The sequence below is a fragment of the Tardiphaga sp. genome (genome assembly GCF_041424195.1).
In the GTDB taxonomy this organism is placed as follows: domain Bacteria; phylum Pseudomonadota; class Alphaproteobacteria; order Rhizobiales; family Xanthobacteraceae; genus Tardiphaga.
In genome coordinates, this window is sequence record NZ_JBGMOE010000033.1 from 1 (window position 1) to 16,507 (window position 16,507).

A 16,507-nucleotide genomic window follows, 5' to 3' on the forward strand; every position below is an offset into this window, starting at 1 on the left:
AGTTATATAGCGATTTCAATAGTATAAGAGTTCGTAGTTTTATTCTGAATGGCGCACCATCACGGGCGTCGTTAAACGCCTGTGTCCATTCGACTTTTCCAGAGACTAGGCGCCCGCTTCGCGCTCGATCGCCCGCAACCGCACGAATGCCGCCCAGGCGTGGGGAAACTCCGCACTCTTGGCGTCGATGGCCATCAGAGCGCGAAGGGCTTCCCGGATTTCGTCCAACCATATTTCCCGGCATCGACCTTGACCGACCGCAAGACATCGAATTGGGCGGATGACGGATTGAGCAGGAGTCGCGGAACCGCAGCTGCACCGCGGGCCTTTCAAAACAGCATCGCATGGCCTGCTGAACGGCAAAGAGCCCGCCCTGAACGGTATTTACCAGCCGTTACCACCATCCGATCTAAAATCACCGGCGCCAAGGAAGCGTCGATGATCCCTGAAAACCGAAATACTGGCCGCGTCGCGTTCGAGCGCGGTTTTCCCGTCTGGCTAATGGCCATTGACGGCACATGGCGCCGCAGCTGCCGCATCATGGACGTGTCCGAGACGGGCGCGCGCCTTATCGTCGAGAGTTCGATCGAGGGGATCAATCTCAAGGAGTTCTTCCTGTTGCTATCGTCCACCGGGCTGGCGTTTCGGCGCTGCGAGCTGGCCTGGGTCAACGGCGAGGAGATTGGCGCGACGTTTCTGCGCCAGGGCGCCAAGAAGAAAGCCACCCGGCCGGCTGACGCTGAATCCTGAACTCCTGCGGCGATCTCTGGAACCGACCGCCGCATTGTTGCGCTGACCTGCCCACCTTTGCGGCAGGAACAATTTCCCGCGCCAGACCTTGTCCTCCCGTCAACAGTTGGGTGCGTTTGTCCGTTTCAGCCCGGGAGGCCACCGTGAAGAACTTTTCCCATGCCGCGTTTCCGCCTGATACGATTTCGGTGATGAAACAGGCTCTTGACGGTGCCGTGTCAACGCTGCCGCATCCCGTCAACTCCGCTCACGTGCAATCCATTGCCGAAAGCATCCTGCGCACCACACGCGAGGGTGAACGCGATCCGACGATGCTCCAGACCATGGCGCTGGTCGAACTGCAGATTTCCCATCGAGACTGACAATCACCAATCATCACGACCTCGTGGACAACGAAAGTCGGGCTTGCTGCGCTGCAACCAGATGCCATATTCCGCTTTATCGCCTCAAAACGGAGGTTGCCGCATGCCCTACGCCCTGTTTTCCAATTCGATCAAAGTCAGCAAGGCCTTTCCCAACAAATCGGATGTTTGGCAGCATGCCGCCGAGAGTGGTCTGGTGATGGAGGTCGGTCTTGGCGAGGAAGATCCCCCTCGTCGTCTTCTCGATATGGGCTATGCGATCCACGCATGCGCCGCCGACCCGATTGAGAAATCAGACGCCACCGGCTTGCGCGAGAACGACATGTGCCAGATGATTACCGCCTGTCAGCTCAATCAGCGCTCCGCAGCCGCCGCATCGTAAATTCGATCTCGCCGTCTGGTAGCTCGTGCCAGCGCTCGACTTCACTCATGTAGGCTTGCTTCGGAAATCGCTTCAGAAACGCCCGCGCCGTGTTGCGGGCGTTCTCGCGTGGCTGCGTGAAGGTTTCTCGCACATAGCCGTCATCGATTGCGCGCTTCTGGCGCGCGGCCATTCTGTCTGCCAGATCACGCGGCGTTCCCGGCATTGCTGTTACTCCGGACACAAGCAACCCTAGGCAGATTGGCACGGATCGATCGTGGATCAAGCGCCATGTTTCATGACGCGACAGGGGAGCTCTCAGAAGAAAGGGCGCCCCGATTGCTCGGCACGCCCTTTCCCTGTTCTCGCTGAACCAGGCGCCGAGACGCCCTTGCGAAGCTCAAAGAATGAGCCTAGCGGGCGGCCTCAGCGAGGTGACAGCGCTTGGAATTAGACACTGGACCACCTCCTTTCATTGTTTGTGACACCTTGAGTATAGGAAAGATTCGCACCGTGTTAAGAGCCGCGATCGAAACGAGCCATGCAATCTCGCACAGGGTGCACGAGCCACCGGACCCTGGTGCCTCGTGCCTGCACACGAGCATGCCGGATTACTCTTCGTGATCTTCATCGCCTGCGATCTCGTCTTGAACCTGCACCATCATCGCAGGCTTGGCGATTCCGACGCTCGGCCCGTTGCCGACGCTCGACATATATGGCGCGATGGTAATCATCCTCGCGGCGATCTCGTTGATCGCCACGCTCGCATCGATCCGCCAAGCGCCCTGAGTCAGGTCATGCTGCCCGGCATGAAGCAACGGATCAGTGTGCCGGACGCCCCTTGTATCGGCCACACCATAGTGCGACCCACGCGGTTCGGCACCGTGATAACAGCCTCATCGGGCACATCGAGCCATGCCCCGTCGATCCTTACCTTGTAGTGCCCGCTGTTGGATTCCCAATCGACATCGCTGACGGCGCTACCGTCTGCGTCGGAGCAACACGGCCCCTTGCCGCTGCGCAGACTATCAAACCAAGCCTTCAGATCGGGGCTGCTGTTCGCGAATTGCCCGCGATCGCGCGCAGCAACCGATTGAAGCAACGGTATCGATAGCAGCACAGCAAAGCATACGGTTGACGCTCCCAGCTTCAACCAGCCGGCGCGACGCTTGCGGCGTCGATGGAGAGAGTTATTACCTTGCGAACACGGCGCACCAGCGCCGGAAGACATCCAGTCGCTCATTTGCTTGCTCCAGCCCCCGGCCGGCACAATGATGTTCAGCTATGTCGCGGGCAAAGAGCCCGCCTCTTCCGTATCGTTCACGCCAAGCGAGTACACGACTTACGAAAAGCAACTGCGGCCTATCATTGCGGCAGAAGCTCGGCAGAACGATAATCGATTCTCGTTCTGCTCCGTAAATTCTCGTCGCACTGCAGCGAATTTGTGGTGATAACTCTGCGATACCACGAGATCAAAATACCATCATAAAGAAGGTTACCACCGCACTCGAACAGAGCGCAATGACGCACGTTTGCTGCGTTGACGCTGGCAGGTGGTGTTTGCCATACTTGCACGTGCACAACCAAGGGACGGGTTGTGTCACCGGGACAGTATGAAAAACGCACTTTATTCGATCCATGTCGACCTGCAGGATGGTCGCTCGGGCAAAGGCAGTGGCGTTGTCGTGTTTCGCAATGGCGAAATTCTCGGCGGCGACGCCTACCTTTTCTATGTCGGAAGTTATGTCGTGAATCCCGGAACCGACACCTTCAAGGGCGAAGTCTCGGTCATGCAGCACACACCGAGCCCGAATATGAGCCCGCTGTTTGGCGGCCAGTCCCAACCTGTGGGCATTGGCGTATCCGGTACATTCACCGACACCGCGGCGACGATGAACGGCACAGCCCTGGTCGGCAAGAACAGCCTGATTTTTCGCGCCACATTGCGCAAGCTTGCCGACGCCGAATAGGCCCTACTCAGCGGCCAACTCCAGCGGCGCAACGCGCGGCAAGATGATCTGGATACGCGTTCCCTGCCCGGGAGCGGACTGCAGATGCAGACGACCACCGAGGCGGCTGGTAACGATGCTGTACACGATGTGCAGGCCGAGCCCCGTGCCGCCCTGGTCCCGGCGCGTCGTGAAGAACGGGTCGAACGCGCGCCGCCGGACCTCCGGGCTCATGCCGACGCCGTTATCCGCGAACAGAATTTCCACGTGATCGTTGCCGGCTTCCTGCACCTTGATCTCGACCGAGCCACCATTGCCATCGGGAAATGCATGAGCGACGGAATTCAGGAACAGATTGGTCAGTACCTGACCATACGGGCCCGGATAGCTGTTCATCGTTAGTCCCGGCTTGCAGTCGACCGAGAGCGCCAGCTTCTGTTTTCGTAATCCCGGCTTCAAACTCATCACCACCTGTTCGGTGAGATCGGCGAGATCAAAAACACGCTGGTCTGAATAATTACGGTCAGCGGAAACCTGCTTGAACGACTGGATCAACTCAGCGGCGCGATTGAGATTGGCGACCAATTGCGCCGCCGCGTCGCGGTTGGAATCGATGAACTCCATCAGAGTCGAGCGACGCAACTCACCGCGCGCGACCTCCTCGCCGAACAGCGCAATCTTGCGTTCCAGCGACGAAGCCACCGTCAGGCTGATGCCGACGGGATTGTTGACCTCATGGGCCACGCCGGCAACCAGCCGCCCAAGCGCGGCGAGCTTCTCCGCCTCGATCAGCGAATTCTGCGTCTCACGCAGATTGCGCAGTGCCGTTTCGGCAGCGTCCTTGGCCTTGAGCATCTCCTGCTCACTGCGCTTGCGCTGGCCGATATCGAGCGCCACGGTCACGATGTTCTGGACATCACCATCCGCCGTCAGCAAAGGCAGCTTGTTGACCAGCCACTGCCGCATGACGCCGGCGGCGTCCTGGTATTCTTCCTCATAGAAGCCGATGCCCTTACGTGTCTCGAGTACTTTCTTGTCGGGCGAATCCGTCTTTGATGCGCCAAAGCGCTTCATCAACTCACCGGTGGTCTTCCCGAGCGCCTCGTCGGGCTCGATGCCGAAAATTCCCGCCATGTAACGGTTCATCAGGACATAGCGCAGATCGGTGTCCTTCACATTGATCACGGCCGGAACGGTGTCGATGACCTGTTGCAGCAGACGGCGGCCTTCCTTGATCGCTGCTTCGGCATGTTTCTGGTTGGTGATGTCGCGGACTGTTCCCTCATAGCGCACGACGACGCCATTCTCGTCGCGGACCGCCGTGGCGCTGTCGGACAGCCAGAGGATCGTGTCGTGCCGTTGGCGGACCTGATACTCGAATTCGCGCACCATGCCGTCGCTTTCCATGCGCTGTTGATACTCGGCGCGCGCCACGGGATCGACATAGATGTTGCGCGAGATATCCAGCGTGGCGCGGATCAGGTCTTCCGGTGAGTCATACCCCATCATCCGCGCCAGTGCCGGATTGGCATTGAGCAATGCGCCCGCAGGCGTCGTCACATAAATGCCGTCGATGGAGCCCTCGAACAGCTTGCGATAGCTTTCTTCTGCGAGCCGTTGTTCCGCCAGCGCATGCACTGCAGCCTCGCGCGCGGCATCCGCATCGACCAGCGTCTTGCGGAACACCTCCGCAGCACGGGCGATATCGCCGATTTCATTTTCCAGGTCCATGGCCGGGATCGGCGTATACTTGGCACCGCCGGCCAGCGAGCGGATGGATCGGGCAATCGCCTTCAGCGGCTTCACGATGCGCCGAACGACGAATAGCGCCGCCAGTAGCCCAACCAGAACGCCGGCCGTGCCAAGGATGATGCTTTGCCACCTTGCCTCGGTCAGTGTGCGCGCGAACTCACGCGACAGCACCCGGCCCCGACGGGCGCTGAGTTCGCGCAACAATTCGGTCACCCGCCCGATCAAGCGTCCTTCCGCTCCAAGCACGTCCCTGTCGAGATCAGCGATCTGGCTTTCGGTCTCCGAGATCGAAATGATTGCATCGGTATACGCATCGGCAGCAACACGGAGCGCAGGCGTGCTGATCGGCAGCGCGCGCATGCGCTGCGCGGCCTGCTCGGCCCCGACCGGATCGCGCGCGAGCAAAGCCGCGGCAATCTCGTTCTGCGCACGGAACATGGCCTTGGCGGCGTTCGAATTCGTCACATCCGGAATTGCGCTCTCGAACTGCTCGCGGAGCGGCGGGAGCGTAGCCAGCATAGCGGAGCGACGTGCAATGAGCGACGAGATGCGTTCGATCCCTTCGCGATACTTGGTCAGCCGCGCATCGACACCGTCGATCATATCGCGTTGCTCGGGCGCAAGCTCGATCCGGGTCTTCTTCAGGAGATCGCCGAGCGCCGTGGCTGCCTGCGAAACCTTCTCCGGCTGTGCGTCGGGATCGGTGACAAAATCGCGTGCAGCCAACCGCAGGCTGATGAGGCGGCGGTCGATGTTTTCGGCCAGATCGCCGACGGTCTGCAGCCGCTCAAGCTCGGCGAAGGTATTGTCGATATGACGGATCGCGACCACGCTGGCGATGCTGGTGATCAGGATCACGGTCAGCACCAGCAGAAACCCGCTGAAGGTCAGCTGGCCAATCGAGAGCGAGGACGATCGGACCCGCTGAAAAAATGCCGCGATGGCAGAGGACATGGTTGTGGGACCGGGCTTCAGAGCGTCCCAATATATCCTGACTTCAGCCGCGGGGGGAACATGCTGGACGGCCCGGTGGGGGCGAACCGTCCAGCATGGTGTTTATTTCGGCCTGATCGCGTCGGCCGTCCCCTGGATGAAGGCCTGGATCTTGACCACATCCGCCTCGGTTAGCTTGCCGGTAAAATCCGGCATGCCCTTGTCCTTGAACGGCCCGTTGAAGACGATGTCCTTCAGGTTGGTGATGGTCTCGGTGGACACGTAACCGAGATTGGGAACATTGCCGCCCTTGTCCACGCCGGGCACGCCGTGACAGGTCGCACAAGCGTTGACATAGATCGAGGTGCCCTCCGGCACGTGAGCGGGATCGTACTTCACGCCAGTCAGCAGATTGCCGATCTGATATTTGGTGAAGGCCGGTAACGGCGCCTTGCCGCCGATGGCAAAGGTATAGACCGTGCCGGGTGCGTCACGATCCGTAGCACGCTGCGTGATGCCGAACACTCCGCCCCATCCGACCGCCACCGAGACATATTGCACGCCATCGACCGTGTAGGTCGCCGGTGCTGCAACGACACCGGTGCCGACAGGCGTCTCCCAGAGCTTCTCGCCGGTCTTGGCGTTATAGGCGATGAAGCGGCCATCGGCAGAGCCCTGGAACACGAGATTGCCGGCCGTCGTGAGCGTGCCGCCATTCCAGGGGGCGATGTATTCGGCACGCCACGCTTCTTTCTGCTTCACCGGGTCCCAGGCGATCAGGCGACCGAATGGCAGGTTTTTCGGCGGCTCGGCGTTGAGAGCAAAGCCGACGTTCCAGCCAGTCGTGCCGCCGTACTTGTTCGAGCCCGGCGCATTCTGCACCAGTGTCTTCTCACCCGTGAGGTTCAAAGGCACGCCCTGCGCAGGCAGATAGACCAGCCCGGTCTGCGGATTGAACGACATCGGATGCCAATTATGGGCTCCGAACGGTCCGGGAATGCTGTCGAAGGATTTGTCCGGCGAGCGCGCTGCCGGGACTTCGATCGGACGACCGCTGGCGTCATAGCCTGTGGCCCAGTTCACATCGACGAAGTTCTTCGCCGAGATGAACTTGCCGTTGGTGCGATCGATGACGAAGAAGAAGCCGTTCTTCGGCGCATGCAGCACCACCTTGCGCGGCGCGCCGTCGATGGTGAGATCGGCGAGGATCATTGGCTGCGTCGAGGTGTAGTCCCAGTTGTCGCCGGGCGTTTCCTGATAGTGCCAGAGATATTTCCCGGTATCGGCATTCAGCGCGACGATGGAGCCGAGATAGAGATTATCGCCGCCTCCCGGACTGCGCAGATTGCGATTCCACGGCGAGCCGTTGCCGGTGCCGATATAGACCATGTTCAGGTCAGGATCGAAGGTGATCGTATCCCAGGCCGAGCCGCCACCGCCATTGACCCAGTATTTGCCGGCAGGATCCCACGTCTTGGCGGCCGCGGCCATCGAGTCGTCCTCGAACGGTTTGGCCGGATCGCCGGGCACCGTGAACCAGCGCCATGCCTGATTGCCGGTCTCAGCGTCATAGGCCGTGACATAGCCACGTACGCCATATTCGGCGCCACCATTACCGATCACCACCTTGCCGTTGAACACCCGCGGCGCACCGGTGATCGTATAGGACATCTTGCGGTCGATGACCGTGTCCTTCTCCCAGACCTTCGTGCCCGTTGCTGCATCCAGCGCGACCAGCCGGCCGTCATAGGCACCGACGAACACCTTGCCCTTGTAGAGCGCGACGCCGCGGTTCACCACGTCACAGCAACCGCGATAGCCCTTTTCGCGATCCACCCCGGGATCGTAGCTCCAGATGCGCTTGCCGGTGCGGGTATCGACCGCATGCACGACGCTCCAGGGCGCAGATACATACATGATGCCGTCAACGACCAGCGGCGTCGCCTCAACGCCACGGATGGATTCCAGATTGTAGGTCCACATCAGGCCGATATCTTTGACATTCTCGGCTGTAATCTGATTGAGCTTGCTGAAGCGCGTCTCTGCATAATCGAGGCCATAAGTCGGCCAGTCCCTGGACGTCGCCGTGTTAGCCGTAATCGCAGTGCTGTCGATCGCCGAGGTGGCAGCCTTGATATGATCGGGAGAGCCTTTGGTCTGCGCATGGGCGCCGCCGCCCAGCAATGTCGCGCCGAGCGTCGCCGCGATGGATGTTCGGAGCCAACGGTGCAGTATTGCGTGTGAGTTGAGTGTCCCGTTGAAAAATGGACGCGAGGACGCGCCCCGACGAGCAAGCTGTCTCATGCATTTCACTCCCAATGGCCTCTGGCGGGCCTGTTGTGATGTTACCCGCGGGAGTTGAATCGTCAACAGATGAGAACAGTTCCAGATTTGTCTCTGTCGCGTTTTGCATCGCAAAGCTCGCAGCGATCCTTTGAACCATCCGGTGAGATACAAGCGATTGACCACGCTTGCCCGTCCCTCACCCGTCGCTATGATCGCCACCGACAGAGATGCGTGCAGCATCCACGATGCCGAGAGGGAGAACGCCATGAACATCACGCAAGGCTTGCGCCGTGCGCTGCAGACCGGCTCGCAAACAATTGCCACCATCGACGGCGATCGCCGCCGTACGTGGCGCGAGGTTGGCGATCGTGTCGCGCGGCTCGCGGGCGCACTGCAAAAGCTTGATGTCAAGCATGGCGACCGCGTTGCCGTTCTGATGCTGAATTCGGATCGCTATCTCGAACTCTATCTGGGCATTGCCTGGGCCGGCGCTGTGATCGTGCCGACGAATACGCGCTGGAGCCAGGCGGAAATTCTCGACTCCCTGCTCGACTGCCGCGCCTCGGCGCTTGTCGTCGACAGCGCCTTCGCCGCCATGGGCGTCGAACTCGCCAGGGCCATGCCGCTAGCATTGATCTATGCAGACGACGACAAGGGGCCGGCGGAAGCACACCACTATGAGGAAATGGTCGAGACCAGCCAGCCTGTTCCCGACGCGATGCGAGCACGCGAGGATCTTGCCGGCATTTTCTACACGGGCGGCACGACAGGCCGTTCTAAGGGGGTGATGCTGAGCCACGGCAATATCATGAGCAACTCGCTGCACATGATGAGCGAAGGGCTCCTGCCCCATGGCTCGATCTATATGAATGCCGCGCCGATGTTTCATGTCGCCAATGGCGGTGCAATGTTCACCTCCCTGGCGTCGGGTGGCACCAATGTCATTGTGCGGGTCTTCAATCCTGAATTGGTGATGCAGACCATCGCCCGCGAGAAAGTATCGGCCACGTTGATCGTCCCGACCATGATCCAGATGCTGGTCGATCATCCCACGTTTGCGACCGCCGACCTGTCGTCGATGAAGATCATGATGTACGGCGCCTCGCCGATCAACGAAGCGCTGCTGAAGCGCGCAATCGCCGGCATGCCGGGCACTGAATTCCATCAGCTCTATGGCATGACCGAACTGTCACCGCTGGCGACGCATCTGCCGTGGGATCAGCATATTGGCGAGGAAGCGACCGCCAAGAACCGTCAACGCGCCTGCGGCCGCGCGGCAATCGGCTGCGAGGCGCGCATCGTCGACGCCAACCGCAAGCCTGTGCCGCATGGCGAAGTCGGCGAAGTCGCGGTGCGCGGTCAGAACGTGATGATGGGATATTGGGAACGGCCGGAGGAAACCGCCAAGGCCGTGATCGACGGCTGGATGCATACAGGCGACGGCGGCTACATGGACGACGATGGCTACATCTATCTGGTCGATCGGATGAAGGACATGATCATTTCCGGCGGCGAGAACGTCTATTCCACCGAAGTCGAGAACGTCGTCGCGCAGCATCCCGCCGTCGCGCAATGCGCCGTGATCGGCATTCCCGATCCGCAATGGGGCGAGACCGTGCATGCCTTCGTCATTCCGAAGCCCGGCGCGAGTGTCAATGCCGCCGAGATCATCGCCTTTTGCAAGGAGAAGATCGCCGGCTACAAATGCCCGCGCAGCGTGGATGTGCGCAACGAACCGTTCCCGCTGTCGGGTGCCGGCAAGGTGCTGAAGCGCGAGTTGCGACGGCCGTTCTGGGAGAATGGCGCAGCCGCGCCGCAGGCCAAGGCTGGATAGTTCAGCGCGCTATGGAGCGCCGGTGAGTTCGAACACCTCGCCGTCATAGCCCGCCTCGATCGGAATCCGCAACTGACGCTTGTCGCCATCCCGAGTGACGGTGGGCGTCACGCTGACGACCGTGCTGCGGTTGGCGTCGTCGAGCGCCCCCGCGACGCTAGGCTGTTTGCCGAGCTTGATGAGATTCCGCGTGGTCGGGAACGGCAGCGTGAAACGACCAGATACACCGCCTTCCAGCGCTTCGCGGGGCGACAGCCAGATCGAGTCCGTGGACTCCTTGCCGTCATGCATGCCGACCTGTTCAGGCGGCGCCTCGGCGAGAAAGAACCAGGTGTCGAACCGCTTCTTCATGCCTTCCGGCGTGATCCAGTGCGCGTAGGGCACCAGCAGATCGAGCGCCAGCTCCAGATCATTCTCGGCGATGATATCGGCGAACTTGACCTTACCCTCGTTCAAAGCATCGCGATGCTGATCGGCGATGGCGCTGGCCTTCGTCGCGGCGATCAGGTCCTTCGATCCACGCGGCCGCGCGAGCAGAATGCGGCTTTCTTCGAAGGTCTCGCGGATTGCGGCAATCCGAAATGCGAGCATATCCGGATCGAGGCCCTGGCCGCCGCTGAAGAGTTTCGGCTGTGTGCCAATGTCGTGATCTCCGGCATCGACGCTGCCTCCTGGAAACACCAGTGCGCCCGATGCGAATTCGATCTGATAGTGCCGCACCATCATGAAGACGTCGATGGCGTCGGTTGCACCCTTGCGCAGCAGGAGGATGGTGGAAGCAGGACGCACAACGCCGGGCTCGCTTGGCATTCAGTTTCTCCCTGATCGGCATTCTTTGATGATGCCGCTTATCATTCAAAACACCATGCCCGGAGTTTCCTCCGGGCATGGTGACGCTTGGAATTAACCCGCAGCGCTCGACTGCGGCGCGATGTTGGCGCGTTTGTCGTAGCGCGCGACGCGCGAGAGGAGATAATCGACCTCCGCCTTCGCCTGCGCTGATATCGCCAGACCCGGCTTGCGCTGGGCTGCGGACGCGATGATACCGCGCTTCTGCAGCACATATTTGCGAACCGCGAGACCGATGCCGAGCTGCTGCTCGTAGCGGATCAGCGGCAGATGCGCGTCGAACAGGTCATGTGCCTTGTCGCGCTCGCCCTTCTTGGAGAGATTGACGACGTCGATCAGCAGCTCAGGGAAGGCATAACCCGTCATCGCGCCATCGGCGCCGCGCTCCATTTCGAAATCCAGGAACACGCCGCCATTGCCGGTGAGGATCGAGGTTTCGCGCAGGCTGCCATCCTTCTGGAAGTTGCGCAGCGCGGTGATCTTCTCCAGACCCGGCCAGTCCTCGTGCTTGAGCATCACGCAGGACTTGGAGTCCATGATGATCTTGCGGATCACCGCAGGTGTCATCACCACACTGAGGGTCAGCGGATAATCCTGCAGTACCCACGGCACGTCATCGCCGATCGCTTCTACTGCCTGCTTGAAATAGTTGGTGATCTGATCGTCGGTGCGCAGATGCGGCGGCGGGGCGATCATGACTCCGGCAGCGCCGGCATCCATCGACTTCAACGCCAGCGAACGCATGGCGGCGAAACCGGGCGCGGAAACGCCGACGATGATCTGCATCTTGTCGCCGGCGCGCTTGATGAAGCGGGTGGCCACGGCCTCGGACTCGGCCCCCTCCAGCTTCGGCGCCTCGCCCATGATGCCGAGCACGGTCACACCGTTGCAGCCGACCTGGGCATAGAAGTCCGTCAGGCCATCAATCGATTTGTCGTCGATGCGGCCGTCCTCAAGGAACGGGGTCGGTGCGATGGCGAAGGTGCCGGTGGCTTTGGACGTCAGTTTCATCATGGGCCTCTGTGAATGGATGCCGGCAGTCTACCGGGAAATATCCCGTCTGTCCGCCCGAACAGGAGGTAAGTGCACCTCAAAAACGCCGCGCCCGGTGCTGGCCCGCCTCCTCCGAGAAGAATATCTCGCCGGCATGGGTCACGATATCCTCAGCCTTCCAGCCGTCATGGGGCGGCTTCCAGCCTTCCATTTCCATCATCTTCATCTCGCGGACGCCGCGCGGGCCGGAGACGCCAAGCACCTTGCCCGTCTGGTTGCCGGAGAGGTCGCTGACCATATAGAGCACCGCCGGCGCGATGCCGTCCGGACCCAGCGCTGCGCCGGGATTTTCGATATAGCGGGGCAGATCCGCGGTCATCCGCGTCAGCGCGCCCGGCGACAGCGTCCACACGCGAATGTTGTATTTGCGGCCCTCGATGGCCAGCACATTGGACAGGCCCCAGATGCCGCCTTTCGCCGCACCGTAATTGCTCTGGCCGAAATTGCCGATCAGGCCGGAGGTCGACGACGTATTGACGATGACGCCGCCGCCATTCTCCTTCATCCACTTGAATGCGGGCTGGGTGACGCAGAACGTGCCTTTGAGATGCACCTTCATGACCTTGTCCCACGCGGCTTCGGTGGCCTTGGCGAAGGTCTGGTCGAGCAGGATGCCGGCATTGTTGACGAGGATATCGACCTTGCCGAAGGCCTTGATGGCGTCGTCGAACACGGACTGGCCACCGGCCATGGTCGAAATGTCGGAGCCATTGGCGACCGCCTTGCCGCCGGCTTTGCTGATGGCATCGACGACCTGCTGCGCCATCGACAGATCAGAGCCGGAGCCATCGCGCGGGCCGCCGAGATCGTTGACCACGACGGATGCGCCTTCGCGCGCAAACAGTTTGGCGTAGGCTTCACCGAGGCCGCCACCGGCGCCTGTGATGATGGCGACCTTGCCGTCGAGAAGACCCATGACACGCTCCCTGTTTTTTGTTTCTTGCCTTTGTTACTTCGCAATCGACGTTGCGTTTTCTTCTTAACCTCTCCCCGCTTGCGGGGAGAGGTCGGAGCCGAGCGTTTAGCTCGGTTCCGGGTGAGGGGGAGCCTGAGAGTCGCTAAGACTCCCCCTCACCCGTCGCAACAAGCTTCGCTTGTCGCGCCACCCTCTCCCCGCCTAGCGAAGCTTCGCTTCGCCCTGCGGGGCGAGGGCAGCAACATCATGCCAGCACCGTCTTGCCGCTCTTGATCACGGTGACGCCGCGTTCCTTCACCTTGGCCTCGAACGACACGACGTTGCCGTCCTTCCACAGGTCCATGCTCACGGTCTCGCCGGGATAGACCGGCGACGAGAACCGCACCGCATGCTGCTTGAACGCGGAGGGATCGTAGTCGGCATAGGTCTGCAGCACGCCGCGGCAGGTGATGCCGTAGGTGCACATGCCGTGCAGGATCGGACGCGGGAAGCCGGCGCGCTTGGCGAATTCGGGATCGCTATGCAGCGGGTTGCGATCGCCGCACAGGCGATAGATCAGCGCCTGATCGGGCCGCGTGGTGATATCGACCGTCTTGTCCGGTGCGCGCTTCGGCATCGCATGCGGTTCGGGCTGGCCTTCGGACTTGCCTCCGAAACCGCCATCGCCGCGGGCGAAACGCGACGCCACCAAAGTCGCCAGCGGCTCGCCGGCTTCATCGCGCAGGATCGTCTGATGCAGGATCACCGCGCCCTTGTCGGCGCCCTTATCGAACACGCCGAGCACGCTGCTGTCCGCGGTGATCTTCGCGGCCACCGGCATCGGCTTGTGGAAGGTGATGTCGCGCTCGCCGTCGACCACCAGCAGCTTGTTCAGATTCATCTCGCCGGGGCTCGACCCCCAGGCGGCGACCGATGCATAGGTCGGCACGACCTTCAGCGGACGCGGCGTGTAGGTGCCCTCGTTGACGAAGGCCAGTTCCTTCTCGTCCATCGGATCGGCGCCCATGCCGATACCATAGGCGTAGAGCATCACTTCGCGATCGGTCCAGGCATATTTCTGGCCGATGTTTTTCATCGCCATCATCGCTTCGTAGTTGATGGGCATGTGAGTTCCCTCTCCTTTTTTTTGCGGCGCTTGTGGTTGCGCCCTCTCCCCCGCCTCGCGCAGCTTCGCTTCGCGTGGGGGAGAGGGAAGTAGAGCCGTTACGCAGGCGTGAAGAACGGCAGCGGCGCGCCGTCGGTTTGCTTCCACACCACCTTCACCTTCTGGCCGATCTTCAGACTGTCCGGCTCGCAATCGACGATGTTGGTCTGCACCGAGGGGCCTTCCTTCAGCGTGACATAGGCGATGACGTAAGGGCCGGTCGCCGATTTGCGCATATGGCTGTAGGTGTAGATCTCGCCCTCGCCCGACGACTGCTCCCATTCGGTCTTGTCGGAGAAGCAGAACGGGCAGATCGCGCGCGGGAAGAAATGCGCCTCGCCGCAGGTCGTGCAGCGCTTGATCATGAACTTGCCGTCCTTGGCCGCATCCCAGAAGGGCTGCGATTCAGGATTGCCAACCGGGGTCGGATACTTCTTGGCTTCAGTCATTACACGCGCTCCAGAATGGCGGTCGATGCGGCGTGGCGCACGCCGAGCAGGCCTCCGGTGCCATGGGCGATCGCCAGATCGCAATTCGGCACCTGCACCTTGGGATGGGCTTCGCCGCGCAGCTGGCGCACGGCTTCGAGGATCTTGGTCATGCCGCCGCGATTGACGGGATGGTTGCTGCAGAGGCCACCGCCATCGGTGTTGAACGGCAGCTTGCCGACGCCCGAGATCAGGTTGCCGTCGGACACGAACTTGCCGCCGTCGCCCTTCTTGCAGAAGCCGAGGTCTTCGAGCTGCATCAGCACGGTAATGGTGAAGCTGTCATAGATCGACGCGTACTTCATGTCCTGCGGCGTCACGCCCGCTTCCTCGAAAGCGCGCGGACCGGACCACACACCGGCCGAGTAAGTGAGATCGAGATCCTTGCCGCCGCGCGGACCCTTCATCGCTTCGCCGTGGCCGATCAGGCGGACCAGCGGCTTCTTAAGGCTCTTCGCAATCTCGGGCGTGGTCACGATCATCGCGCCGCCGCCGTCGGAGACGACGCAGCAATCCATGCGGTGCAAGGGATCGGAGATCATCGGAGAGTTCAGCACGTCCTCGACGGTGACGACATCCTTGAGCATCGCATGCGGGTTGTATTGCGCGTGATGCGAGGCTGCGACCTTGATCCAGGCGAGCTGTTCGCTGGTCGTACCGTAGTCGTGCATGTGACGCATGGCACACATGCCATAGGCATTATGCGTGGTGGCGCCATAGGCAGTCTCGAAATCGGCTTCGGCGCCCTGCAGACGCGGCGGCATCACGCCGGTGCGCGGCTTGCCGGCCAATGTGACGAGTGCGATCGAGCACTTGCCGGCGGCGATCGCCTGCGCGGCATGGCCGAGATGAATGATATAGGAGCAGCCGCCGGTCTCGGTTGAATCGACGTGCCGTGGCTTGAGGCCGAGATAATCGACCATCGGCCACAGGCCTCCCTGCGCATCGCCGGCGCAGAAATAACCGTCAACGTCCTTATGCGTGAGGCCTGCATCCTCAAGCGCGCCCTTGGCGACTTCGGCATGCAACTGCGCAATGGATTTATCCGGCGCGTGCCGGGTCGGATGTTCGTAGATGCCGGCGATATATGCCTTGCCCTTGATGCTCAAACGTCTCTCCGCTTGGTGTTTCGTCCCAGTTCAGTTTTTTGTGACCTTTCACGGCAGCCTTGGCAAGCGACAACATTTCACGCTGCGGACGTGAATTTCACAGAGCGGAATGGATGCGACACGGCCGGATGCTTTTTCGCCGGAGATTTAGCTGTTTACCAATCTGGTCAGCGAGCTCTCACAAAAGCGGAGGTCAGGATTTCCGGAAGTGGTGGGCTGGACGGAGCTACGAATGCTTGCGCTCGCGCAGGCCGCGACATCCGACATGGATTCAACTGTCACACAGTCGCGCTCGCAGGATGGAGTGAGCGCAGCGAAACCCATCGCTTGGTTCGTACAGTTGATGGGTTTCGCTCCGGCGCAAGATGCGCCTGCGCTCACCCCATTCTACGGCCTGACGCTTGGGCCTCATCAGATTCAACTGTCAAACAGCCACTGCGCTTCAGACACTTGCCCTTCAGACATGCGTCATCGCCCCTGTTATTTGCGGCGCGGGGGCGCCGTCGTCTCTTGCATTCCCGCCCCCTTGCGAGAGGGCGTGCGGAACGCCGGGTGCCCGATGCACCCCTGGGCCTGATGCCGATGCGGTCTTCCGCAAGTTGGCGCATCAGGACTTTCGGAAAGCACGGGCGATTGCCCGACGTTCCGCCTGCGGTGTTTTGTCGACTTGCTGAATGCTTGCCCAGGCGACCGATCAAGGTCACCCTTGTTTGGCCCTGCG

At 61.1% G+C, this 16,507-nt stretch carries 17 protein-coding genes; 5 read left to right on the top strand and 12 right to left on the bottom strand.

Annotation, left to right across the window (positions count from 1 at the left end):
* Positions 1-105: 105 nt before the first annotated feature.
* Positions 106-228, bottom strand: coding sequence for a hypothetical protein (locus ACEK02_RS04385; protein WP_371420581.1), 123 nt, complete (start codon positions 226-228; stop codon positions 106-108).
* 210 nt (positions 229-438) lie between these two features.
* Here ACEK02_RS04385 and ACEK02_RS04390 point away from each other — a divergent pair, with 210 nt between their 5' ends.
* From ACEK02_RS04390 to ACEK02_RS04400, 3 genes are all read left to right on the top strand, one after another.
* Positions 439-750 (top strand): PilZ domain-containing protein, encoded by a 312-nt coding sequence (locus ACEK02_RS04390; protein ID WP_371420596.1) that lies wholly within the window; start codon positions 439-441, stop codon positions 748-750.
* 143 nt (positions 751-893) lie between these two features.
* Positions 894-1,112, top strand: a complete 219-nt coding sequence (locus tag ACEK02_RS04395) for a hypothetical protein (protein WP_371420582.1) — start codon at positions 894-896, stop codon at positions 1,110-1,112.
* A 103-nt stretch (positions 1,113-1,215) separates the two neighbouring features.
* Positions 1,216-1,494 (top strand): hypothetical protein, encoded by a 279-nt coding sequence (locus ACEK02_RS04400; protein WP_371420583.1) that lies wholly within the window; start codon positions 1,216-1,218, stop codon positions 1,492-1,494.
* On the opposite strand, the gene ACEK02_RS04405 is transcribed toward ACEK02_RS04400, so the two are convergent.
* From ACEK02_RS04405 to ACEK02_RS04415, 3 genes are all read right to left on the bottom strand, one after another.
* Complete coding sequence (locus ACEK02_RS04405; protein WP_371420584.1) at positions 1,463-1,699, bottom strand: hypothetical protein; 237 nt, start codon at positions 1,697-1,699, stop codon at positions 1,463-1,465. The two genes, ACEK02_RS04400 and ACEK02_RS04405, sit on opposite strands and share 32 nt — an antisense overlap.
* Positions 1,700-2,084: 385 nt before the next feature.
* A complete protein-coding gene (locus tag ACEK02_RS04410) occupies positions 2,085-2,234 on the bottom strand; it encodes a hypothetical protein (RefSeq protein ID WP_371420585.1) in 150 nt (49 codons plus the stop codon).
* A gap of 29 nt (positions 2,235-2,263) precedes the next feature.
* On the bottom strand, positions 2,264-2,716 hold the full coding sequence (locus ACEK02_RS04415; RefSeq protein ID WP_371420586.1) for a hypothetical protein: 453 nt from the start codon (positions 2,714-2,716) through the stop codon (positions 2,264-2,266).
* A gap of 370 nt (positions 2,717-3,086) precedes the next feature.
* Between ACEK02_RS04415 and ACEK02_RS04420 the strand changes: the two genes are divergently transcribed.
* Positions 3,087-3,443 (top strand): GrlR family regulatory protein, encoded by a 357-nt coding sequence (locus ACEK02_RS04420; protein WP_371420587.1) that lies wholly within the window; start codon positions 3,087-3,089, stop codon positions 3,441-3,443.
* A 3-nt stretch (positions 3,444-3,446) separates the two neighbouring features.
* Here the strand turns inward: ACEK02_RS04420 and ACEK02_RS04425 are convergent, their stop codons facing one another.
* Both ACEK02_RS04425 and ACEK02_RS04430 read right to left on the bottom strand, forming a co-directional pair.
* Positions 3,447-6,128: a PAS domain S-box protein gene (locus ACEK02_RS04425; protein WP_371420588.1), complete on the bottom strand. Its 2,682-nt coding sequence runs from the start codon at positions 6,126-6,128 to the stop codon at positions 3,447-3,449.
* Positions 6,129-6,230: 102 nt separating this feature from the next.
* Positions 6,231-8,411 carry a PQQ-dependent dehydrogenase, methanol/ethanol family gene (locus ACEK02_RS04430; RefSeq protein WP_371420589.1) on the bottom strand — a complete coding sequence of 727 codons (2,181 nt, stop codon included), beginning with the start codon at positions 8,409-8,411 and terminating at the stop codon, positions 6,231-6,233.
* A gap of 247 nt (positions 8,412-8,658) precedes the next feature.
* Here ACEK02_RS04430 and ACEK02_RS04435 point away from each other — a divergent pair, with 247 nt between their 5' ends.
* The gene (locus ACEK02_RS04435) at positions 8,659-10,227 is read left to right on the top strand and encodes a long-chain-fatty-acid--CoA ligase (RefSeq protein WP_371420590.1); all 1,569 of its coding nucleotides are present in this window, start codon (positions 8,659-8,661) and stop codon (positions 10,225-10,227) included.
* Between the two features lie 9 nt (positions 10,228-10,236).
* Here ACEK02_RS04435 and ACEK02_RS04440 read toward each other — a convergent pair whose 3' ends face one another.
* The 6 genes from ACEK02_RS04440 to ACEK02_RS04465 form a co-directional block, all read right to left on the bottom strand.
* Entirely contained in the window at positions 10,237-11,037 is an 801-nt protein-coding gene (locus ACEK02_RS04440; RefSeq protein WP_371420591.1) for an NUDIX hydrolase, read from the bottom strand.
* 93 nt (positions 11,038-11,130) lie between these two features.
* Positions 11,131-12,087 carry a dihydrodipicolinate synthase family protein gene (locus ACEK02_RS04445; protein ID WP_371420592.1) on the bottom strand — a complete coding sequence of 319 codons (957 nt, stop codon included), beginning with the start codon at positions 12,085-12,087 and terminating at the stop codon, positions 11,131-11,133.
* Between the two features lie 79 nt (positions 12,088-12,166).
* Positions 12,167-13,045, bottom strand: coding sequence for an SDR family oxidoreductase (locus ACEK02_RS04450; RefSeq protein WP_371420593.1), 879 nt, complete (start codon positions 13,043-13,045; stop codon positions 12,167-12,169).
* Between the two features lie 244 nt (positions 13,046-13,289).
* Entirely contained in the window at positions 13,290-14,150 is an 861-nt protein-coding gene (locus ACEK02_RS04455; protein ID WP_371420594.1) for a MaoC/PaaZ C-terminal domain-containing protein, read from the bottom strand.
* A gap of 98 nt (positions 14,151-14,248) precedes the next feature.
* Positions 14,249-14,638, bottom strand: coding sequence for a Zn-ribbon domain-containing OB-fold protein (locus ACEK02_RS04460; protein ID WP_371420595.1), 390 nt, complete (start codon positions 14,636-14,638; stop codon positions 14,249-14,251).
* Positions 14,638-15,786, bottom strand: a complete 1,149-nt coding sequence (locus ACEK02_RS04465; protein WP_068730675.1) for a thiolase domain-containing protein — start codon at positions 15,784-15,786, stop codon at positions 14,638-14,640. Before ACEK02_RS04465 ends, ACEK02_RS04460 begins: the two co-directional genes overlap by 1 nt.
* Positions 15,787-16,507: the final 721 nt, after the last annotated feature.

Coding starts and splice junctions, on each gene's coding strand:
- ACEK02_RS04390 (WP_371420596.1), top strand. CDS start 439: ATGATCCCTGAAAACCGAAATACTGGCCGCGTCGCGTTCGAGCGCGGT.
- ACEK02_RS04400 (WP_371420583.1), top strand. CDS start 1,216: ATGCCCTACGCCCTGTTTTCCAATTCGATCAAAGTCAGCAAGGCCTTT.
- ACEK02_RS04405 (WP_371420584.1), bottom strand. CDS start 1,699: ATGCCGGGAACGCCGCGTGATCTGGCAGACAGAATGGCCGCGCGCCAG.
- ACEK02_RS04415 (WP_371420586.1), bottom strand. CDS start 2,716: ATGAGCGACTGGATGTCTTCCGGCGCTGGTGCGCCGTGTTCGCAAGGT.
- ACEK02_RS04420 (WP_371420587.1), top strand. CDS start 3,087: ATGAAAAACGCACTTTATTCGATCCATGTCGACCTGCAGGATGGTCGC.
- ACEK02_RS04425 (WP_371420588.1), bottom strand. CDS start 6,128: ATGTCCTCTGCCATCGCGGCATTTTTTCAGCGGGTCCGATCGTCCTCG.
- ACEK02_RS04430 (WP_371420589.1), bottom strand. CDS start 8,411: ATGAGACAGCTTGCTCGTCGGGGCGCGTCCTCGCGTCCATTTTTCAAC.
- ACEK02_RS04435 (WP_371420590.1), top strand. CDS start 8,659: ATGAACATCACGCAAGGCTTGCGCCGTGCGCTGCAGACCGGCTCGCAA.
- ACEK02_RS04440 (WP_371420591.1), bottom strand. CDS start 11,037: ATGCCAAGCGAGCCCGGCGTTGTGCGTCCTGCTTCCACCATCCTCCTG.
- ACEK02_RS04445 (WP_371420592.1), bottom strand. CDS start 12,087: ATGAAACTGACGTCCAAAGCCACCGGCACCTTCGCCATCGCACCGACC.
- ACEK02_RS04450 (WP_371420593.1), bottom strand. CDS start 13,045: ATGGGTCTTCTCGACGGCAAGGTCGCCATCATCACAGGCGCCGGTGGC.
- ACEK02_RS04455 (WP_371420594.1), bottom strand. CDS start 14,150: ATGCCCATCAACTACGAAGCGATGATGGCGATGAAAAACATCGGCCAG.
- ACEK02_RS04460 (WP_371420595.1), bottom strand. CDS start 14,638: ATGACTGAAGCCAAGAAGTATCCGACCCCGGTTGGCAATCCTGAATCG.